Source organism: Pseudomonas sp. SCPG-7 (assembly GCF_002156405.1).
GTDB classification, from domain to species: Bacteria; Pseudomonadota; Gammaproteobacteria; order Pseudomonadales; family Pseudomonadaceae; genus Aquipseudomonas; species Aquipseudomonas parakoreensis.
This window is the reverse complement of record NZ_MVOO01000005.1, coordinates 128,309-149,148: the sequence shown is the minus strand read 5'-3', so window position 1 is coordinate 149,148 and position 20,840 is coordinate 128,309. Positions and strand designations below refer to the sequence as shown.

The 20,840-nt window shown below is 60.8% G+C and carries 20 protein-coding genes; 10 read left to right on the top strand and 10 right to left on the bottom strand.

Going from position 1 to position 20,840, the window contains the following annotated elements:
- Positions 1-58: 58 nt before the first annotated feature.
- Positions 59-547 (bottom strand): Bkd operon transcriptional regulator BkdR, encoded by a 489-nt coding sequence (gene bkdR / locus B1722_RS12180; RefSeq protein WP_027613216.1) that lies wholly within the window; start codon positions 545-547, stop codon positions 59-61.
- 185 nt (positions 548-732) lie between these two features.
- On the opposite strand from bkdR, the gene B1722_RS12170 reads away from it, so the two are divergent.
- From B1722_RS12170 to B1722_RS12150, 5 genes are all read left to right on the top strand, one after another.
- Positions 733-1,968 carry a 3-methyl-2-oxobutanoate dehydrogenase (2-methylpropanoyl-transferring) subunit alpha gene (locus B1722_RS12170; protein WP_086792666.1) on the top strand — a complete coding sequence of 412 codons (1,236 nt, stop codon included), beginning with the start codon at positions 733-735 and terminating at the stop codon, positions 1,966-1,968.
- Between the two features lies 1 nt (position 1,969).
- Positions 1,970-3,028, top strand: a complete 1,059-nt coding sequence (locus tag B1722_RS12165) for an alpha-ketoacid dehydrogenase subunit beta (RefSeq protein ID WP_041073339.1) — start codon at positions 1,970-1,972, stop codon at positions 3,026-3,028.
- The gene (locus tag B1722_RS12160; protein WP_086792665.1) at positions 3,029-4,309 is read left to right on the top strand and encodes a dihydrolipoamide acetyltransferase family protein; all 1,281 of its coding nucleotides are present in this window, start codon (positions 3,029-3,031) and stop codon (positions 4,307-4,309) included.
- 4 nt (positions 4,310-4,313) lie between these two features.
- Positions 4,314-5,687, top strand: coding sequence for a dihydrolipoyl dehydrogenase (gene lpdA / locus B1722_RS12155; protein ID WP_086792663.1), 1,374 nt, complete (start codon positions 4,314-4,316; stop codon positions 5,685-5,687).
- 242 nt (positions 5,688-5,929) lie between these two features.
- The gene (locus tag B1722_RS12150; RefSeq protein ID WP_041073345.1) at positions 5,930-6,949 is read left to right on the top strand and encodes a branched-chain amino acid aminotransferase; all 1,020 of its coding nucleotides are present in this window, start codon (positions 5,930-5,932) and stop codon (positions 6,947-6,949) included.
- 149 nt (positions 6,950-7,098) lie between these two features.
- Here B1722_RS12150 and B1722_RS12145 read toward each other — a convergent pair whose 3' ends face one another.
- The 3 genes from B1722_RS12145 to B1722_RS12135 all read right to left on the bottom strand — a co-directional run bounded on the left by B1722_RS12145 (position 7,099) and on the right by B1722_RS12135 (position 10,019).
- The gene (locus tag B1722_RS12145; RefSeq protein WP_041073347.1) at positions 7,099-7,920 is read right to left on the bottom strand and encodes a TIGR03915 family putative DNA repair protein; all 822 of its coding nucleotides are present in this window, start codon (positions 7,918-7,920) and stop codon (positions 7,099-7,101) included.
- Positions 7,917-9,137: a putative DNA modification/repair radical SAM protein gene (locus B1722_RS12140; protein WP_086792661.1), complete on the bottom strand. Its 1,221-nt coding sequence runs from the start codon at positions 9,135-9,137 to the stop codon at positions 7,917-7,919. The genes B1722_RS12145 and B1722_RS12140 overlap by 4 nt, the downstream gene beginning before the upstream one ends.
- 123 nt (positions 9,138-9,260) lie before the next feature.
- On the bottom strand, positions 9,261-10,019 hold the full coding sequence (locus B1722_RS12135; protein WP_086792659.1) for a helix-turn-helix transcriptional regulator: 759 nt from the start codon (positions 10,017-10,019) through the stop codon (positions 9,261-9,263).
- A gap of 78 nt (positions 10,020-10,097) precedes the next feature.
- On the opposite strand from B1722_RS12135, the gene B1722_RS12130 reads away from it, so the two are divergent.
- Positions 10,098-11,201 (top strand): cytochrome P450, encoded by a 1,104-nt coding sequence (locus tag B1722_RS12130; protein WP_086792657.1) that lies wholly within the window; start codon positions 10,098-10,100, stop codon positions 11,199-11,201.
- Here B1722_RS12130 and dmeF read toward each other — a convergent pair.
- The 3 genes from dmeF to B1722_RS12110 form a co-directional block, all read right to left on the bottom strand.
- The gene (dmeF, locus tag B1722_RS12125; RefSeq protein WP_041073355.1) at positions 11,198-12,127 is read right to left on the bottom strand and encodes a CDF family Co(II)/Ni(II) efflux transporter DmeF; all 930 of its coding nucleotides are present in this window, start codon (positions 12,125-12,127) and stop codon (positions 11,198-11,200) included. The two genes, B1722_RS12130 and dmeF, sit on opposite strands and share 4 nt — an antisense overlap.
- 12 nt (positions 12,128-12,139) lie before the next feature.
- Positions 12,140-12,415, bottom strand: a complete 276-nt coding sequence (locus B1722_RS12120; protein WP_003223990.1) for a metal/formaldehyde-sensitive transcriptional repressor — start codon at positions 12,413-12,415, stop codon at positions 12,140-12,142.
- Between the two features lie 507 nt (positions 12,416-12,922).
- A complete protein-coding gene (locus B1722_RS12110) occupies positions 12,923-13,261 on the bottom strand; it encodes an FKBP-type peptidyl-prolyl cis-trans isomerase (protein WP_041073359.1) in 339 nt (112 codons plus the stop codon).
- 163 nt (positions 13,262-13,424) lie between these two features.
- Between B1722_RS12110 and B1722_RS12105 the strand changes: the two genes are divergently transcribed.
- A complete protein-coding gene (locus B1722_RS12105; protein ID WP_086792655.1) occupies positions 13,425-14,537 on the top strand; it encodes a sensor domain-containing diguanylate cyclase in 1,113 nt (370 codons plus the stop codon).
- Here B1722_RS12105 and B1722_RS12100 read toward each other — a convergent pair.
- Together B1722_RS12100 and B1722_RS12095 are read right to left on the bottom strand one after the other, a co-directional pair.
- The gene (locus tag B1722_RS12100; RefSeq protein ID WP_086792653.1) at positions 14,503-14,967 is read right to left on the bottom strand and encodes a hypothetical protein; all 465 of its coding nucleotides are present in this window, start codon (positions 14,965-14,967) and stop codon (positions 14,503-14,505) included. The two genes, B1722_RS12105 and B1722_RS12100, sit on opposite strands and share 35 nt — an antisense overlap.
- 101 nt (positions 14,968-15,068) lie before the next feature.
- Entirely contained in the window at positions 15,069-15,377 is a 309-nt protein-coding gene (locus B1722_RS12095) for an RcnB family protein (protein ID WP_027613230.1), read from the bottom strand.
- A 424-nt stretch (positions 15,378-15,801) separates the two neighbouring features.
- Between B1722_RS12095 and B1722_RS12090 the strand changes: the two genes are divergently transcribed.
- Positions 15,802-17,094 (top strand): MFS transporter, encoded by a 1,293-nt coding sequence (locus B1722_RS12090; protein WP_041073363.1) that lies wholly within the window; start codon positions 15,802-15,804, stop codon positions 17,092-17,094.
- A gap of 11 nt (positions 17,095-17,105) precedes the next feature.
- Positions 17,106-17,873 carry a substrate-binding domain-containing protein gene (locus tag B1722_RS12085; RefSeq protein ID WP_086792651.1) on the top strand — a complete coding sequence of 256 codons (768 nt, stop codon included), beginning with the start codon at positions 17,106-17,108 and terminating at the stop codon, positions 17,871-17,873.
- Here B1722_RS12085 and B1722_RS12080 read toward each other — a convergent pair.
- Positions 17,863-18,777 carry a LysR family transcriptional regulator gene (locus B1722_RS12080; RefSeq protein WP_041073367.1) on the bottom strand — a complete coding sequence of 305 codons (915 nt, stop codon included), beginning with the start codon at positions 18,775-18,777 and terminating at the stop codon, positions 17,863-17,865. The two genes, B1722_RS12085 and B1722_RS12080, sit on opposite strands and share 11 nt — an antisense overlap.
- A gap of 239 nt (positions 18,778-19,016) precedes the next feature.
- Between B1722_RS12080 and B1722_RS12075 the strand changes: the two genes are divergently transcribed.
- Complete coding sequence (locus B1722_RS12075; RefSeq protein WP_041073369.1) at positions 19,017-20,825, top strand: monovalent cation:proton antiporter-2 (CPA2) family protein; 1,809 nt, start codon at positions 19,017-19,019, stop codon at positions 20,823-20,825.
- Positions 20,826-20,840: the final 15 nt, after the last annotated feature.

Here is a 20,840-nt window from a genome sequence, read left to right as displayed (position 1 = left end):
AGGGCACACATAAACGGTGTCCCTGTAGGAGCTGCCGCAGGCTGCGATCTTTTGATCTTCAAGAACCCAGCGTCAACCCATTCGCCGGCAATGGCAGCGCCGTCTTGTAGCGCACCTGCTTCAAGGCAAAACTCGACCGGATGTTCGCCACCCCCGGCACCTTGGTCAGAAAGTCCATCATGAAGCGTTCAAGCGCCTGAATCGTCGGCACCAGCACCCGGATCAGATAGTCCGGGTCGCCGGCCATCAGGTAGCACTCCATCACCTCGGGGCGGTCGGAAATCGCCTCTTCGAAATGCTGCAACGCTTCCTCGACCTGTTTCTCCAGACTGACGTGAATGAACACGTTCACATGCAGCCCCAGCAGATCGGCATCCAACAACGTCACCTGCTCGCGAATCAGCCCTAATTCCTCCATCGCCTTGACCCGGTTGAAACACGGCGTCGGCGACAGGTTCACCGAGCGTGCGAGGTCGGCGTTGGTGATGCGCGCATTCTCCTGAAGGCTGTTGAGAATGCCGATGTCGGTACGGTCCAGTTTGCGCATGAGACAAAACCACCTGTTTTTTATGTTTATGCAGAATTTCTATCTGCAAATCATCTCCAGCGCAACGAAACAGAGAGAAATATTCTTCTCGGCCGGGCCTATGATTGTTGTAGGACAAGATTTCTTTCACCCAAGAATGATTGCCAGCTCACTACAAGAAATTCACAAGATCGAGCGTAGAAGCCATGACCCAAGCGTATGAACCGCTGCGTCTGCACGTCCCTGAACCCTCGGGCCGCCCAGGCTGCAAAACCGACTTCTCCTACCTGCATCTGACCGATGCCGGCACGGTGCGCAAACCTTCCATTGACGTCGAACCTGCCGACACCGCCGACTTGGCGCGTGGCCTGATTCGGGTGCTCGACGATCAGGGCAACGCCCTCGGCCCCTGGGCTGAAAATGTGCCGGTCGACATCCTGCGCAAGGGCATGCGCGCCATGCTCAAGACGCGGATCTACGACAACCGCATGGTGGCCGCCCAGCGCCAGAAAAAAATGTCGTTCTACATGCAAAGCCTTGGCGAAGAAGCCATCGGCAGCGCCCAGGCCCTGGCCTTGAACATCGACGACATGTGCTTCCCGACGTACCGCCAGCAAAGCATCCTGATGGCCCGCGACGTGCCGCTGGTCGACCTGATCTGCCAACTGCTGTCCAACGAGCGCGATCCGCTCAAGGGCCGGCAGTTGCCGATCATGTACTCGGTCAAGGACGCCGGTTTCTTCACCATCTCCGGCAACCTCGCCACTCAGTTCATTCAAGCCGTCGGCTGGGGCATGGCCTCGGCGATCAAGGGCGACACTAAAATCGCCTCGGCCTGGATCGGTGACGGCGCCACCGCCGAATCGGACTTCCACACCGCCCTCACCTTCGCCCACGTTTACCGTGCGCCAGTGATTCTCAACGTGGTCAACAACCAGTGGGCGATCTCGACCTTCCAGGCTATCGCCGGCGGTGAAGCCACCACTTTCGCCGGACGCGGCGTCGGTTGCGGCATCGCCTCGCTGCGAGTCGATGGCAACGACTTCTACGCGGTCTACGCGGCTTCCGCCTGGGCTGCCGAACGCGCCCGGCGCAACCTCGGCCCGACCATGATCGAGTGGGTCACCTACCGCGCCGGCCCGCACTCGACCTCCGACGATCCGTCCAAATACCGTCCGGCCGATGACTGGAGCCACTTCCCGCTGGGCGACCCGATTGCCCGCCTGAAGCAGCACCTGATCAAGGTCGGCCACTGGTCGGAAGAAGAGCACGCCGCCGTCAGCGCCGAGCTTGAAGCCGAAGTGATTGCCGCGCAGAAACAGGCCGAACAGTACGGCACCCTCGCCGGCGGGCAGATTCCTAGCGCCGCGACCATGTTCGAAGACGTCTACAAAGAGATGCCAGAGCACTTGAAGCGCCAGCGTCAGCAGTTGGGGATCTGACATGAACGATCACAACAACAATATTCAGTTGGAAACCGCCATGACCACGACCACCATGACCATGATCCAGGCCCTGCGCTCGGCCATGGATGTGATGCTTGAGCGTGACGACAATGTGGTGGTGTTCGGGCAGGACGTCGGCTACTTCGGCGGCGTGTTCCGTTGCACCGAAGGCCTGCAGACCAAGTACGGCACCTCGCGGGTATTCGACGCACCGATCTCCGAAAGCGGCATCGTCGGTGTGGCGGTAGGCATGGGCGCCTACGGCTTGCGTCCGGTCGCCGAAATCCAGTTTGCCGACTACGTGTACCCGGCGTCCGACCAGATCATTTCCGAAGCGGCGCGTCTGCGTTATCGCTCTGCCGGCGAGTTCACCGCGCCGATGACCCTGCGCATGCCTTGCGGCGGCGGCATCTACGGCGGCCAGACCCACAGCCAGAGTATCGAGGCGATGTTCACTCAGGTCTGTGGTCTGCGCACCGTCATGCCGTCCAACCCGTACGACGCCAAAGGCCTGCTGATCGCCTCCATCGAAAACGATGACCCGGTGATCTTCCTCGAGCCAAAACGCCTGTACAACGGCCCGTTCGACGGCCACCACGACCGCCCGGTAACCCCGTGGTCGAAACACCCGCAAGCCCAAGTGCCGGACGGTTATTACACCGTGCCGCTGGACGTCGCCGCGATCACCCGTCCAGGCAAGGACGTGACCGTGCTCACTTACGGCACTACCGTTTACGTGTCGCAAGTGGCTGCCGAAGAATCCGGCGTGGATGCCGAAGTCATCGACCTGCGCAGCCTGTGGCCGCTGGACCTGGACACCATCGTCAAATCGGTGAAAAAAACCGGTCGTTGCGTGGTGGTGCACGAAGCCACCCGCACCTGCGGTTTCGGCGCCGAGTTGGTAGCGCTGGTGCAAGAGCATTGCTTCCATCACCTGGAAGCGCCGATCGAACGCGTCACCGGTTGGGACACCCCCTACCCGCACGCGCAAGAGTGGGCGTATTTCCCAGGGCCGTCCCGAGTGGGCGCGGCGTTGAAACGGGTCATGGAGGTCTGAATGGGCACGCACGTTATCAAGATGCCGGACATCGGCGAAGGCATCGCAGAAGTAGAGCTGTCGCAGTGGCACGTCAAGGTTGGCGATCTGGTCGTTGAAGACCAGGTGCTGGCGGACGTGATGACCGACAAGGCGATGGTCGATATTCCCTCGCCGGTACACGGCAAGGTGATTGCCCTCGGCGGTCAGCCGGGGGAAGTGATGGCGGTCGGCAGTGTGCTGATCAGCATCGAAGTCGAAGGTGCCGGAAACCTGAAGGAATCCGCCGCGCCAGCACCGGTTGCTGCGAAAGAGGCACCTGCTGCGGCGAAAGTTGAGACAGCTGCCGAGAGCAAACCTGCGGCCGCTGCTGCACCGCGTCCGGCACCGGTTTGCCAAGGCCCGATGGTTGCCCGCGAGGCCAATGAACGTCCGCTGGCCTCGCCGGCGGTGCGCAAACATGCGCTGGATCTGGGCATTCAGTTGCGTCTGGTGCGCGGTTCCGGCCCGGCCGGCCGTGTGCTGCACGAAGACCTCGAAGCCTATCTGGCGCAGGGGCAGTCGAACGCTTCGGCACCGCTCGCCGCCGCTTACGCCCAGCGCAACGACGAAGAACAGATTCAAGTAATCGGCATGCGCCGCAAGATCGCCCAACGCATGCAGGACGCCACCCAGCGTGCCGCGCACTTCAGCTACGTCGAAGAAATCGACGTCACCGCCATCGAAGAACTGCGCGCGCATCTGAATGAGAAACACGGCGCCAGCCGGGGCAAGTTGACCTTGTTGCCGTTCCTGGTGCGCGCGTTGGTCGTCGCTCTGCGCGACTTCCCGCAGATGAACGCCCGTTACGACGACGAAGCCCAGGTCATCACCCGCCTCGGCGCAGTGCATGTCGGCGTCGCCACGCAAAGCGATGTCGGCCTGATGGTGCCAGTAGTGCGTCACGCCGAAGCGCGCAGCCTGTGGGACAGCGCCGCAGAAATCTCGCGTCTGGCCAATGCTGCCCGCAATGGCAAGGCCAGTCGCGACGAATTGTCCGGCTCGACCATCACCCTGACCAGCCTCGGTGCGCTGGGCGGCATCGTCAGCACGCCGGTGCTGAACCTGCCGGAAGTGGCCATCGTCGGCGTGAACAAAATCGTCGAACGGCCAATGGTCGTCAAAGGCCAGGTGGTGATACGCAAGATGATGAACCTCTCCAGCTCCTTCGATCACCGCGTGGTCGACGGCATGGACGCGGCGCTCTTCATCCAGGCCATTCGTGGTCTGCTCGAACAACCCGCGACCCTGTTTGTGGAGTGACGCCATGCAAACCTTGAACACCACGCTGCTGATCATCGGCGGCGGCCCCGGCGGCTACGTCACGGCGATTCGTGCCGGGCAACTGGGCATTTCGACGATTCTGGTCGAAGGCCAATCGCTCGGCGGCACTTGCCTGAACATCGGCTGCATTCCGTCCAAAGCGTTGATTCACGTGGCTGAGCAATTTCACCAGACACAACACCACAGTCAGCATTCTGCGTTGGGTATCAGCGTCTCGGCGCCAACCCTCGACATCAGCAAAAGCGTCGAGTGGAAGGACGGCATCGTCGATCGCCTGACCACCGGCGTCGCCGCACTGCTGAAAAAGAACAAGGTCCAGGTCATCAATGGCTGGGCCAAAGTCATCGACGGCAAAACCGTGGAAGTCGGCGATACGCGGATCCAGTGCGAACATCTGGTGCTGGCCACCGGTTCGACCAGCGTCAATCTGCCGATCCTGCCAATCGGCGGGCCGATCATCTCCTCCACCGAAGCGCTGGCACCGAAAGCGGTACCCAAACGTCTGGTGGTGGTCGGCGGCGGTTATATCGGTCTGGAGCTGGGCATTGCTTACCGCAAGGTCGGCGCCGAAGTCAGCGTGGTCGAGGCGCAGGATCGCATCCTGCCGGCCTACGACGCCGAGCTGACGCAACCGGTGCACGAAGCGCTGAAACAACTGGGCGTGAAGCTCTATCTCAAACACAGCGTGCTGGGTTTCGACGGCACCTTGCAGGTGCGTGACCCGAACGGCGACACCCTCTATCTGGAAACCGATCAGGTGCTGGTGGCCGTCGGTCGCAAGCCGAATACGCAGGGCTGGAACCTCGAAGCGCTGAATCTGGACATGAACGGCTCGGCGATCAAGATCGACAACCGCTGCCAGACCAGCATGCGCAACGTCTACGCCATCGGCGACCTGAGCGGCGAACCGATGCTCGCGCACCGCGCCATGGCCCAGGGCGAAATGGTCGCCGAACTGATCAGCGGCAAGCACCGCGAATTCAACCCGACCGCCATCGCCGCCGTGTGCTTCACCGACCCGGAACTGGTGGTGGTCGGCCAGACCCCGGACGAGGCCAAGGCTGCCGGGCTGGACTGCGTCGTTTCCAGCTTCCCGTTCGCCGCCAATGGCCGGGCGATGACCCTGGAATCGAAAAGCGGCTTCGTGCGCGTAGTCGCGCGTCGCGACAATCATGTCATTGTCGGCTGGCAGGCGGTCGGAGCAGGTGTTTCCGAATTGTCGACCGCGTTTGCGCAAAGCCTGGAAATGGGCGCGCGCCTGGAGGATATCGGCGGCACCATTCATGCGCATCCAACTCTGGGTGAAGCGGTGCAGGAAGCGGCGTTGCGTGCGTTGGGGCATGCGTTGCACCTTTAAAGATCAAAAGATCGCAGCCTGCGGCAGCTCCTACAGGGGGGGTGCCGATTCTGTAGGAGCTGCCGCAGGCTGCGATCTTTTCAGCGATGGACAAGGATTTTTCATAAGCAGGCTAATAAATCTGCTTTTCCCCCCATCGTCCGGGCTGCGAAACCGCTCCAGAATGAAGTATTGTTGTGCCCATCCAAAAAAACGTCAGAAGCCTGAACCGTTTCGACGGTTGTTCAGTGATAGAGGGTGTCATGGGTAACGAAAGCATCAATTGGGACAAGCTGGGTTTTGACTACATCAAGACCGACAAACGCTATCTGTCGTACTTTCGCAATGGCGAGTGGGACAAAGGCACCCTGACCGAAGACAACGTGCTGCACATCAGCGAAGGCTCGACGGCCCTTCACTATGGCCAGCAGTGCTTCGAAGGCCTGAAGGCTTATCGTTGCAAGGACGGCTCGATCAACCTGTTCCGTCCCGACCAGAACGCCGCGCGCATGCAGCGCAGCTGCGCCCGCCTGCTGATGCCGCACGTGTCCACCGAGCAGTTCATCGAGGCCTGCAAGCAAGTGGTTCGCGCCAACGAGCGCTTCATCCCGCCATACGGCACCGGCGGCGCGTTGTACCTGCGTCCGTTCGTGATCGGCGTGGGTGACAACATCGGCGTGCGCACCGCGCCAGAGTTCATCTTCTCGGTATTCGCGATCCCGGTCGGCGCCTACTTCAAGGGCGGCCTGACCCCGCACAACTTCCAGATCTCCAGCTTCGACCGCGCCGCGCCACAAGGCACCGGTGCGGCCAAGGTCGGTGGCAACTACGCCGCCAGCCTGATGCCGGGCTCCCAGGCCAAGAAAGCGCACTTCGCTGACGCCATCTACCTGGATCCGCTGACCCACAAGAAAATCGAGGAAGTCGGTTCGGCCAACTTCTTCGGGATCACCCACGACAACAAGTTCATCACCCCGAACTCGCCATCCGTGCTGCCAGGCATCACCCGCCTGTCGCTGATCGAACTGGCGAAAACCCGTCTGGGCCTGGAAGTGGTGGAAGGCGACGTGCTGATCGACAAGCTGTCGGACTTCAAGGAAGCCGGCGCCTGCGGTACCGCTGCGGTGATCACCCCGATCGGCGGTATCAGCTACAACGACCACCTGCACGTGTTCCACAGCGAAACCGAAGTCGGCCCGGTCACCCAGAAGCTCTACAAAGAACTGACTGGCGTGCAGACCGGCGACATCGAAGCGCCAGCGGGCTGGATCGTCAAGGTTTGATCTGACGGCCAGTTGCACAAAAGCCCCTCATCAAGTGATTGATGGGGGGCTTTTTGGTTGTGAGGATCAAGATCAAAAGATCGCAGCCTGCGGCAACTCCTACAGGAGATCTGTGTTGGAGCTGCCGCAGGCTGCGATCTTTTGATTTTCTATTTCAAGGCAATCCGCTTGCCGGCTCGCGCAGCGATCCCGCTGGCCTGCCCATTCTGCTGCTTGCCCATCCGCGCCTGGGTAATCAATCCGGGAATCAACTCCCCTTCCGGCAGATTCTTCCAGAACCGCACCGGCAAGTGCCCTTGCATGACCTTCTCGTTCAACCGCGCCGGGTTGAAGATGTGGCTGTAGTACGTCAGCCACAACTCGCCGTGCGGGTCATCGACGTTCTGCGCCAGTTGCTGCCATTCCAGCGGGCATTGGCGTTGATGGATCAATTGCTCGCCATCGTAATAAACCCCGTCACGCGGCGTGGCGATCAACCAGCGATGCCGGCCCATGCGCCCGATGAAATGCTCGCTGGCGCTGTGCAGGATGTCGTGGGCCGGCTCGTGCCATGCGACGTATTGCGGGCCCGGCTGATCCTGCGGCCGTTCGATGAAACGCACGAACGCATGCAAATGGTGGGCTTCGCGGTGTACCTGCTTGATGCGCCGCTGCAACTCGCTGCCGAGTTTATCGCCGGCCATCATCGCTGTGCGGTCGCCGTGGCTGACTCGCCACAGCACTTCATACAACAGACTCCAGCGCTGGTCGCCCCGGTAGCGCGCGGCTTGCTCCAGGGTATCGAGCAGTGCACGGGGGATACGTGCCTGAAACGGCCCCTGCCCCTCCGGCACCGAGACGTCACTGGCAAACAGATCGCTCACCCCTTCCGACGCCCAGCTCACCAGACTCGGGTCGACTTCATGGCTGAGCAGCCAGCGCGCCTGTTGGCGCCAGGTGTCGAACAGGTCGTCGCAATCGAGATTGATCATCCCCACAATCCCATCTGCTGCGGCTGCGGCCGGTCGCGCAGTTGCTGATAGAGCATGTGGCTGGTGACTTCCGCCTGTTGCGGGTGGTAGTCGCTGGTGATGATGAAGGGCTTGGCCTTGGCCAGCACACAGCGCATGCGCGCCACGTCTTCGTAGCGAATGCGCCGTTGCTGGCGCAATTGCACCAGACGTTCGGTGGTACGCAGGCCAATACCGGGGATGCGCGCGATCAGCGACGGCTCGGCGCGGTTCAGGTCCAGCGGAAACACTTCGCGATTCTGCAGCGCCCAAGCCAGTTTGGGGTCGATGTCCAGCGCCAGATTACCCGGGCCCTTGAGCAACTCATCTGCGTTGTAGCCGTAGCTGCGCAAGAGGAAATCGGCTTGATACAGACGGTGTTCGCGCATCAGCGGCGGCGCGGCCAGCGGCACGCTTTTCGGGCTGTCGGGAATCGGACTGAAGGCCGAGTAGTAGACGCGGCGCAAGCGGTAGTTGCCATACAGCGACTGAGCGCTGTGCAGGATCGTGCTGTCGTCGGTGTCATCGGCGCCGACGATCATTTGCGTACTTTGCCCGGCGGGGGCGAATTTCGTCGATCGCGGTTCGTTGAGCACCGTTTGCACGCCAGTGTAAATGGTGTTCATCGCTTGCTTGATCGAACCGATCTGTTTCTCCGGCGCCAGGGTTTGCAGGCTGGCATCGGTGGGCAGTTCGATATTGACGCTGAGGCGATCGGCATAACGCCCGGCCTCCTCGATCAAGGCCGGATCGGCCTCGGGAATGGTCTTGAGGTGAATGTAGCCACGAAACTCATGCTGTTCGCGCAACAGCTTTGCCACGCGTACCAGTTGCTCCATGGTGTAATCCGCCGAACGGATGATCCCCGAACTGAGAAACAGCCCGCTGATGCAGTTGCGCCGGTAGAAATCCAGGGTCAGCGTGACCACCTCCTCGGGGGTGAAGCGTGCACGCGGCACATCGCTGGAGCGGCGGTTGACGCAGTACTGGCAGTCGTAGAGACAGAAGTTGGTCAGGAGGATTTTCAGCAGCGACACGCAACGACCGTCCGGCGTGTAGCTGTGGCAGATGCCCATGCCATCGGTCGAGCCCAACCCGCTCTTGCCCTCGGAGCTGCGCTTGGGCGCACCGCTGCTGGCGCAGGAGGCATCGTACTTGGCGGCGTCGGCGAGAATGCTGAGCTTGTCGATGATTTGCATGGCGGAGACTCGATACTGGTTATGCGTACAGTATCAAGTCTATTGGATTGGCACAAGGTGCAAAACGGGATCAAAAGATCGCAGCCTTCGGCAGCTCCTACAGGGACTGGGCAGGGCCGAGAATTATCGGGTGTACGCGATTACTGTAGGAGCTGCCGCAGACTGCGATCTTTTGACCTTGGCGTCTAACGGCAACTCAAGACAAAACCGCGAACCCATTGCCTTGCGCCCCGCCACGGTCAGTGCCAACGCCCGACTGTCCAGATCCTGCGTCACCCACTTGCGTTTCAACGCCATCTGCAACAACGCCGCGCCCAACGAACCGCCCAGATGCGGCCGACGCATGCTCCAGTCCAGGCACGGGCAAGCGAACTTGCGGCGCAGGGTACTCAAGTCCTGTACCTCAATACCCAAACCCACGAACAGCGCCTCGCCACTCTCGCTCAAGCGATAAGCCCGCTCGTCGGTTTCCACCAGCCATCCCGCCGCGAGCAAACGGTCATGCAGCAACACCGCCAGCGTGCCGGCCATATGGTCGTAGCAGGTGCGCGCGAATTGCAGACGATCTGGAGTGTGCGACTTGAAGCTCGGCGCGGCGTTCTGGCCGATCACCATCAACGCTTCCAGCGCCTGCGCCACCCGTTGATCGGCGAGGCTGTAATAACGATGGCGGCCCTGTACGTGCAAGCGCACCAGCGACAGCTCCTTGAGTTTGGCCAAGTGCGCGCTGGCAGTGGAGGCGCTGACCTCGGCAACGGCGGCCAACTCAGTGCTGGTGCGGGCGTGGCCGTCCATCAGCGAGCAGAGGATTTTGGTGCGTGCCGGTTCGGCGATGGCGGCTGCCACCTGCGAAACGCCGACGTCTTGATGTTCTGCGTGCATATTTCGCTCCCCGACGAATCGTCGCCGCTGCGAACTGAAGATACTCGCATCACTTTCCCGACGACAAGGTTATGAACCATGGACCCGATCATCGCTGCGACGCATGCCGATCCCTACCCCTACTACGCCAAACTGCGCGCGGAGGGCGGACTGACCTTTGATCATGGATTGAAACTGTGGGTCGCCAGCAGCGCCCGAGCGGTGCGTGCGGTGCTGACGCATGCCGATTGTCGGGTGCGACCGCTGCAGGAACCGGTGCCCAAGGCGATTGCCTCGGGGCTGGCCGGCCAGGTGTTCGGGCAGTTGATGCGGATGAACGATGGCGAACGTCAGCGCTGTCCGCATGCGGCAATCGAGCCGTCACTGCAGTTGATAGATGACGAGCAAGTACGCGCACTGGTGGCCGCGCGTCTGATTACACCGGACGCCGACGGCTTATATAAGGCGATGTTTCGCGGCCCGGTGTGCGTGGTCGCGACGCTGCTCGGCTTCACCCCGGCGCAAGGCCGGGCGATCAGTGAGCTGACGGCGGATTTCGTCGCCTGCCTGTCGCCGTTGAGCAATGACCTGCAACTGGCGGCGGCGCATGCGGCGGCTGAGCAATTGCGCGGTTATTTCATCGAGTTGCTGGCTGAAGCCAACAGCGATTTGCTCCAGGCTATCGAGCAGCGATTCGCAGGGGACAAAGAAACCCTGATCGCCAACCTGATCGGTCTCTGCTCGCAGACATATGAGGCGACAGCCGGGCTAATCGGCAATGCACTGATAGCGCTGCAACGTCAGCCCGAGTTACGTGGCGCCTCTGTAGACGCACTGTTGGCCGAGGTTCAGCGCTTTGATCCGCCGGTGCAGAACACTCGGCGCTTTGTCGCACAGGCTTGCGAAATCGATGGCGTGCGGCTCGAGGCTGGCGAGGTGATTCTGGTGCTGCTGGCCTCGGCAAACCGCGATCCCTTGTTAAATGCAGAGCCCGAGCGGTTTCTGCTGGATCGTCCTGACCCGCGCAGTTTCAGCTTTGGCAGCGGCCGGCATCAGTGTCCGGGGCAGACACTGGCGCTGAGCATTGCCGCTGCGACTGTCAGAAAAATCCTTGATCAGGGTATGAATCTGCAACAACTGACGTGGCATTACCGCCCTTCCCTCAACGGGCGGATTCCACTGTTCAGCGCAGTGCGACCTTAAGCGCTGCGCAGCTCAATGGTCAGGTGCGACAGTTCATGCACTGGCGCCAAGCGTTCGCGAATCGCCTCCGCCGTCACGCCCGCCGCCGCGACCACACTGACAATCGCCGCCCGCGCCTGCGGGCCGACCTGCCAGACATGCAGATCGCTGATGCGCACATCGTCGGAGGTTTCCAACAATTCGCGGATCTCCGCTGCCACCGGTTCGTCGGTGGTGTCGAGCAGCACGGCGGCGCTGTCGCGCATCAGGTTGTACGCCCATTTCGCGATGACAATCGAACCGACAATCCCCATCGCCGGGTCCAGCCATACCCAACCGAGATAGCGCCCGGCCAGCAACGCGGCAATCGCCAGCACCGAGGTCAGGGCATCGGCCAGCACATGGACGTAGGCCGAGCGCAGATTGTTGTCGTGATGGTGATGATGATCATGACCGTGGTCATGCTGATGGCCGTGGTCATGGCCGTGATGGCCCATCAACAGGAAGGCGCTGAGGACGTTTACGCCCAAGCCGACAATCGCAATAACAGTGGCTTCGCCAAACGCCACGGTGGTCGGTTCGAACAAACGAAAAATCGACTCGCCGGCAATGCCCAGCGACACCAGCCCCAGCACCATCGCCGAAGCAAATCCGGCCAGATCGCCGACTTTGCCGGTTCCGAAACTGTAGCGGCGGTTGTTGGCATTGCGCCGGGCAAAACCATAGGCTGCCGCGGCGATACCCAACGCGCCGGCATGGGTCGCCATGTGGAAACCATCGGCCAGCAGGGCCATGGAGCCGGTGATGTAGCCGGCGGCAATCTCGCCGATCATCATCACGAACGTCAGCGCCACCACCCACAAAGTGCGGCGGGCGTTTTCGTCGTGAGATGCGCCGAGAAACTGGTGATCGTGGCTGAAACGCTCAGCGCTTGGGGTCAGGCTCATGATGCGGATGCTCTATTTGGAATAACGGCGGATGGCTTGCAACAGATCTTCGGCGCCCTGGGCGCGCTGTTCGTCGGTGAGGTCGGGATGCGCCACGTGCTCACGGGTGTGGGCCTCGATGAACTGCTCCATCAACCCGTTGACCGCCCCGCGAATCGCCGCCACCAGGTGCAAGGTCTTGGCGCAATCGGCATCGCCTTCCAGCGCTTTCTCCACCGCCTGCACCTGCCCGGCAATCCGCCGCACGCGGTTGAGCAACTCGTCTTTGTGTTCATGAATATGCGACATACCTATACCCCCTACCCCTATATGGCGCGCATAATCGCCGATGGCTTGGGCAATCGCAAGTTCGGTGAGCATTCAAGGGATGAACGGGATGCTGAAAGCGATTTCACTCCCACTGTGGGAGCGAGCCTGCTCGCGAAGGCGGTGGACCCGCTAGTTGCAGGGCAGTCGAAATCCGGATCCGATCCGGATCCGATTCGGATCGATGGATCTTGGGGTCGCTTCGCAACCCAGCGGGAGCAAGCTCCCTCGCCACAAGGAAAACGGCGCAAAGGAGAATTTCACATGACCAATAAAACAGATGCCCACGTCGTCGCCGCATAAGTCGCCATGGGCCTCAATGAGCGGGATCGGCACTGGGCGCTGGACGCGATGGCAATGGTGGCCTGAGTAATCGTGACGAGGGGGATCGCGAAGCGATACCTCAAGAAGGCCGGCTGCGCAGTCCATCGGGGATAAATCCCCTCGCCACAGGTTACATGGAAATTGATTGATCGGCGGTTGCCCGCCTCAATCCTCCCGCGTCAAAACCTCCAGCAACTCTATCTCAAACACCAGATTCGAATTCGGCGGAATCTTGCCCATCGTTCGTTCGCCATAGCCCAGATGCGCCGGCACCAGCAGTTTGCGCTTGCCGCCCACTTGCATGCCCATCAGCCCCTGATCCCAGCCCTTGATCACCCGGCCCGTGCCAATCACGCACTGGAAAGGTTTGCCTCGGCTATGGGAGGAGTCGAATTCGCTGCCGTCTTCCAGCCAGCCAGTGTAGTGGGTGGTGATCAGTGCGCCTTTGACGGCGGCCTTGCCCTCGCCCACCTGGAGATCGATTACCTGCAGTTCATCATTCATGCCATTCACTCTATTGTTCAGCTGGCCGCCGTTTTCCCAGAAATGGCGGCTGTTCGCAACTCATTAACGAAGATTGGCGCTGTATCCGAAGTGACTGCCAACCCATTAAGATAGCCAACCGCCATTACTTCACGGATCGATTTTTCATGCTGGCAGTTCCCGAATGACTGAGCTCTGGATCAGCCTTGCCCTTGGCGTTGTCATGCCTGGATTGATCGTCGTCCTGATCTGGCGCGAGCGCGGTTTGCGCAAGCAACTGGACGAATACCGCGAGCTGCTGACCCGCGCCGCCGAACGCCAGAACATCCACCAGGACGGTGACGCCGAGCGTTTCAAACGCAGCCAGTACTTTGCCCGTATCGGCACTTGGGATTGGGAAGTCGACACCGACCGGCTGTATTGGTCGGACGCGATCTACGGCATGTTCGGGTTCAAGATCGGCGAGATCACACCGTCTTATGCGCTGTTCTGCGCCTGCGTGCACCCGGACGACCGCGTCAGGGTGCGGGACGGTGAATTGCGCTGTCTGGAGACCGGTGAAAACCACGACGAGGAATACCGCGTGGTCTGGCCCGACGGCACGATTCGCTGGCTGCGGGAAACCGGCAATGTGGTGCGCAACGACCACGATGCGGTGATCAAGATGATGGGTGTGGTGCGCGACATCACTGAGGAAAAAGCCTCGGCGAGCTACCTCCAGCACCTCGCCCACTTCGACCCGTTGACCGGACTGCCCAATCGTCTGGTGCTCGAAGAGCGTTTATCCGAAGCACTGGAACAGGCGCGCCGCAGCCTGACCCGCGTGGCACTGGTGTTTATCGATCTCAATGGTTTCAAGGCGATCAACGACCATTACGGTCACGCCGCCGGCGACCGCGTGCTGATCACCACTGCGACGCGTCTGAAACGCATCCTGCGCGCCACCGACACCGTCGCGCGGATTGGCGGCGACGAATTCGTGGTGATCCTGCAAGGCCTGGCCCCGAGCCTCAACCTGCAGGAGGAAGCCCGCAGCATCTGTCAGAAGATTTTCATCGAACTGTCGCCGCCGATCAGCATCGGCAACGACCAGCGCCACATCGGCACCAGCCTTGGCGTCGCGGTATTTCCCGACCATGCGCCGACCATGGACCGACTGCTGCACATTGCTGACCTGGCGATGTATGAGGCCAAACGCAGTGGGAATAATCAGTATCGATTGGGGGGTGGGCAGGTATTAAATCAGGGTCGAGTGGAGTTGCTCAGTCAGGAGGCAAGCCAAATACGACACCATTGAAAGTATGGGTACAACATTGGCAATGGGGTTTCATCTCCTCGGCCTTCAAATCCGGGTTGACGATTTGCAGGCACTTTTGCTCATCGACGTACAGACCACTGAAGGAGCTCGACTCACCCACTCGCACGATCTCCTCGCGATCGTCTTCATGGATGGACACGATCCAGAACACTGGCTCCGGGCGATCAAGGCGCGCCACCGCCTCACTGTAAATCTCATCCCAGTTACCTCCGACGCGAGATAACAGAAAGCGAAATAATGGGGTGTAATCGTAGCCGTGATGCTTGATCCCGTGCATCGAACCCCGCGTTGCCTCGCTGCGCCTCTCGGCTTTGGTATTGCGCTCATACCGATAGTGGCTGCCCTGATTGTTGCGCCAGACGTTGTGGGCAGTGGTATTTACCTTGCGATAAAGCGGTTTCTTTTCCAACGATTGCTCCTGACATCAAGTCACTCGAAACGCCTTTCGGGTTTTACTCGAATGGCGCCCGAATGCAATCGACCGTCCATGGCCAATTGTTGCCGAAGTGCTTAACGCTCGACAGGCTGCATCTCGACAATGGTGCCGTTGGTGATCATGACCATCACGTACTTGTCGTTGATCTGCACCCACTGCGCCTGGTCGACCGGTGCTTTCAAGCCTTTCTGTTTCCAGTTTTTCAACGCTTTGTCGCTGCGCTGATAAATGTCTGGAGCGCGGTCGTTGACCTTCAATTCACGGTCGCTGGTCGGCGATTGGACGGTGGGTTCGCTTGAGGTTTGCGCCGCTTGAACAAGTGGGCTGATCCCGGCAATGCCGGCGACGAGGGCCAGGCTGGCGATTAGAGTTTTGCTGTTCATCGGTGAACCTCCTTCAGATGTGTGATACCTGAACTCCGACTGCGGAGGACTGGAATCATTCCTTGTTTTTTGCGGGGACTGGACGGGGATTGTAGTTGTCTGTGAGGCCGCTATCGCTGGCAAGCCAGCCCCCACAGGTTTTCTTGGTGTTGCAGGAACAGCGCGTACACCGCAAAACGGTGGGAGCTGGCTTGCCAGCGATGGCGTCGGCACATTCAGCCTCTTCATTACCTGACACACCGCTTTCGCGAGCAGGCTCGCTCCCACAAGTAGGGGTGTTTCAGGGGATTGATCCACTTTGCACATCAATCCATGCCAACAATGCAATTAACATCCTGTTACAGCTGCGCGACCATCCGCCGCAATAACAACCGTGCGCCGCTTCCACGTCGCGCACGTCATAAAAGCGGTGGAGATCTTTTCTATGACAGCCTCAATCCCACACGGCGGCTCGCGGGCCGGCGCCATTTTCCGGGTGACCTCGGGCAACTTCCTCGAACAGTTCGACTTCTTTCTGTTCGGCTTCTACGCCACGCAGATCGCGGCGGTGTTCTTCCCGGCGAGCAGTGAGTTCGCTTCCCTGATGATGACGTTCGCGGTGTTCGGCGCAGGCTTTCTGATGCGTCCGCTGGGCGCCATCGTGCTGGGTGCGTACATCGATGACGTCGGTCGGCGCAAAGGGTTGATCGTCACCCTGTCGATCATGGCCAGCGGCACGATCCTGATTGTGCTGGTGCCCGGATACGAGACCATTGGTCTGTTTGCGCCAGCGCTGGTGTTGGTCGGACGGCTGTTGCAGGGCTTCTCCGCCGGTGCGGAACTGGGCGGTGTTTCGGTGTACCTGTCCGAAATCGCCACACCGGGCCGCAAAGGCTTTTTCACCGCTTGGCAGTCGGCCAGTCAACAGGTCGCGATCATTGTCGCGGCGGCGCTGGGTTACGCGCTGAACGCGTGGATGGCGCCGAGCGTGGTGGCTGACTGGGGCTGGCGGATTCCGTTTTTCGTCGGCTGCCTGATCGTGCCGTTCATCTTCCTGCTGCGCCGTAACCTGGCGGAAACCGAAGAATTCGCCGCACGCAAACACCGCCCGAGCATGAAGGAAGTGTTCCGCACCCTCGGCCAGAACTGGGGCGTGGTACTCGGTGGCATGTTGATGGTCGCGTTGACCACTACCGCGTTCTACCTGATCACCGTGTATGCGCCGACCTTCGGCAAAACCGTGCTGCACCTGAGCACCTCCGATGCGCTGCTGGTGACCTTGTTGGTCGGCGTGTCGAACTTCTTCTGGCTGCCGATTGGCGGCATGTTGTCCGACCGCATCGGCCGGCGTCCGGTGTTGATTGCGATGTCGCTGCTGGCGCTGGCCAGCACCTACCCGGCGCTGTCGTACCTGGTGCAGGCACCGAGCTTCAGCCACATGTTGCTGTCGCTGTTGTGGCTGTCGTTCATTTACGGCATGTACAACGGCGCAATGATTCCGGCGCTGACCGAGATCATGCCGGTCGAAGTGCGGGTGGCCGGCTTCTCCCTCGCCTACAGTCTGGCGACCGCGATTTTCGGTGGTTTCACCCCGGCGATGTCGACCTTCCTGATCCAGTACACCGGCGACAAGGCCGCGCCGGGTTACTGGATGAGCGTCGGCGCACTGTGCGCGTTGGGCGCCACGTTGTACCTCTATCGCCGCGCAGGCGGCCGTCTGCAACCGGTTGCCGCATAAGGAGCAACACCTTGAAAAAACTGATCAATTTCACCGCCATCGCCCTCTTCGCGTTCAGCGCCCTGGCCCATGCTGAACAACTGAACGTGATGACATCCGGCGGCTTCACCGCCGCCTACAAAATCCTCGGCCCGAAATTCGCGGCGGCCACCGGCAACACCCTCGACACCCAGCTCGGCCCGTCGATGGGCAAGGCGCCGGAAGCGATCCCCAACCGCCTCGCCCGTGGCGAACACGCCGACGTGGTGATCATGGTCGGCTATGCCCTTGATGATCTGATCAAACAAGGCAAGGTCGACCCGGCCTCGCGGGTCGAACTGGCGGATTCGCGGATCGGTCTGGTAGTGCGTGAAGGCGCGGCGAAGCCGGACATCAGCAGCGTCGAAAGCCTGAAGAAAACCCTGCTCGACGCAACATCGGTGGCCTACTCCGACAGTGCCAGCGGCGTGTACATCGAGAAGGAGTTGTTCAACAAACTCGACGTAGAAGATCAGCTGAAACCTAAGGCGAAAATGATCCCGAAAGTCCCGGTCGGTTCGGTGGTTGCCACCGGCGATTATCAACTGGGCTTCCAGCAGGTCAGCGAATTGCTGCCGGTGCCGGGGGTGAGTTTTGTCGGCAAGATTCCTGAATCGGTGCAGTCGGTGACGCGTTTTGCCGCCGGCATCCCGGTCGGTGCGCAGCATCCAAAAGAGGCCAAGGCCCTGCTCGACTACCTCGCCGCGCCTGCCGCTCAGGCTGACGTGCAGGCCACCGGACTGGATTCGGTCAAGCGCTGATCGTCGGCGGCTGGACTTTCATTTCCACCACCAGCCGTTCCAGCTCCAGTGCTGCCGGGGTCAACGTGCGACCCCGGCGTTTGATGATGCCGACACTGCGCATCACTTGCGGATCGGTCAGCGGCACCCGGGTCAGGATCGGATGATCCGGCCCGGGCATCGCCATCAGCGGCACCGCCGCTACGCCAAGCCCCGCTTCCACCAGCCCAATCATCGTCGTCACATGCCGCGTCTCGCAGATGCTCTGGCGTTGCGGCACCACTCGGCTCAAGGCCTGATCGAGCAGAAACCGGTTGCCGGACGTCTTGTCCAGCGAGATGTAATCCTGCTGATAGAATTCGTCCCAGCTCACGCTGCTGCGCCCGGCCAACGGATGATCACGGCGACAGGCGACAACGTAGCACTCCTGCACAAGCGGTTCGAAATCGACTTTGGCATCCTGTGTGCCGATAAAGCTCAAACCGAAATCCGCCTCGCCATTGACCACAGCACTGAGCACGTCATGGGCGCTGGAATCGAGGACTTTGACCTTGATGCGGGGGAATTGCCGGTGATAACGGGCGACCACGCGCGGCATGAAGTAGTACGCCGCCGACGGCACGCAGGCCACGGTGACGTGACCCATTCGCGTCGAAGCGACTTCGCTGATGCCCAGCAACGCCACGTCCAGATCATCCAGCAAACGCTCGACGCTGGGCATGAAGCCGCGCCCGGCCTGAGTCAGGCTGACTTTGCGCGTGGTGCGTTCGAACAGTTTTACGCCGAGGGCGTCCTCGAGCTTTTCGATGCGTCGGCTCAAGGCCGGTTGTGACAGGCGCACGGTGTCGGCGGCCTTGCGGAAGCTGCCCTGCTCGACCACCGCGCGAAAAGCCTGCAGGTCGTTGAGATCGAAGTTGATGGCCATGGCGGACTCGGAAAGACTGATTCGCGAAGGCTATCAATGTAACCATTTGATGCAAATTATTACAGATTTACACTGGCTCACTGTAGGAGCTGCCGAAGGCTGCGATCTTTTGATCTTCAAAAACAAGATCAAAAGATCGCAGCCTTCGGCAGCTCCTGCACGGGATCTTCGGTAGATCTTGAATCGTTTCAGCCTTTATCCTTGTCACCCCCCGCCGTACCGCTGTCAGGAGTCAACCCATGCCCCATGAAGGCAACCTGTTACAAGCCGCTGTCGTGTTTCTGTTCGCCGCAGTGCTCACCGTGCCCTTGGCCAAACGTCTGCAACTGGGCGCGGTGCTCGGTTATCTGTTGGCGGGGGTGATCATTGGCCCGTCGGTACTCGGTCTGATCGGTAATCCGCAAAGCGTCGCGCATATTTCCGAACTGGGCGTGGTGCTGCTGTTGTTCATCATCGGCCTGGAACTGTCGCCACGGCGCTTGTGGGTGATGCGCAAGTCGGTGTTCGGCGTGGGTCTGGCGCAGGTGCTGCTGACCGCAGCGGTGATCGGCGTGCTGGCGTTGTATGTGTTCGGTCAGCCGCTGAACAGTGCAATTGTGCTCGGCCTTGGCCTGGCGCTGTCGTCCACCGCATTCGGCCTGCAGAGCCTGGCCGAGCGCAAGGAACTCACCAGCCCGCATGGGCGGCTGGCGTTTGCGATTCTGCTGTTTCAGGACATCGCCGCGATCCCGTTGATCGCGCTGGTGCCGATGCTCGCCGGTAGCGCGCATGCCACCAGCAACGCGGAAAGCCTGAATCACGGTTTGCAAGTACTCGGCGGGATCGCCGTGGTGGTGGTCGGTGGGCGTTATCTGTTGCGTCCGGTGTTCCGCGTGGTGGCAAAAACCGGTCTGCCGGAAGTGTCCACCGCCACCGCATTGCTGGTGGTGATCGGTACGGCGTGGCTGATGGATCTGGTCGGCGTGTCGATGGCCCTCGGGGCTTTCCTCGCCGGTCTGCTGCTGGCGGACTCCGAATATCGGCATGAACTGGAAGCGCAGATCGAGCCGTTCAAGGGCTTGCTGCTCGGGCTGTTTTTCATCAGCGTCGGCATGGGCGCCAACCTGAGTCTGCTGCTAAGTGCGCCGATCACCGTGCTGGGCCTGACGCTGTTGCTGATCGGCTTGAAGTTGCCGCTGCTGTTTGTGGTCGGGCGCCTGGCTGGTGGGCTGACCAAGGTCAGTGCGATTCGCTTGGGCATCGTGCTCGCCGCCGGCGGTGAATTTGCCTTTGTGGTGTTCAAGATCGGGCGCGATCAGGGCCTGTTCGAACCGCGCCTGTATGACCTGCTGGTGCTCACTATCACCCTGTCGATGGCGTTGACGCCGTTGCTGCTGTTGATCTGTGCGCGGCTGGTCAGCCCGAAAGTGCAGCCGGTGGAAGTACCGGAGAAATTCCGCGAAATCGATACCGAGGCACCGCGCGTGGTGATCGCCGGCATGGGTCGGATGGGCCAGATCGTGGCGCGGATTCTGCGGGCGCAGAACATCAAGTTCGTGGCTCTGGACACCTCTGTGGAAACCATCGAACTGTCGCGCAGTTTTGGCGGCGTACCGGTGTTCTATGGCGACCCGATGCGCCCGGAAATCCTCAATGCGGCAAAGGTTGGTGAGGCGGAATACTTCGTGATTGCCACGGACGATCCGGAAACCAATATCAAGACCGCCGAGATCGTGCGCAAGCTGTATCCGCATATGAAGATCATCGCCCGCGCACGTAACCGTCAGCACGTGCACCGCCTGGTGGATGTCGGCGCCGAGCCGATTCGTGAGACCTATTACTCCAGTCTGGAAATGAGCCGCCGCACCCTGGTCGGGCTGGGTTTGACCCAGGCTCAGGCCGATGCGCGGATCAAGCGCTTCAAGCACCACGATGAGCAGGTGCTGGAGGCGCAGCACGCCGTTTACGACGACGCGGCGAAAGTCCTGCAGACCGCTCAGGAAGCCCGTGCGGAACTGGCGCGGCTGTTCGAATCGGATCAGTTGGAAGAGGAAGCGCGCAAGGTCTGACCTCCTTGCACAGAT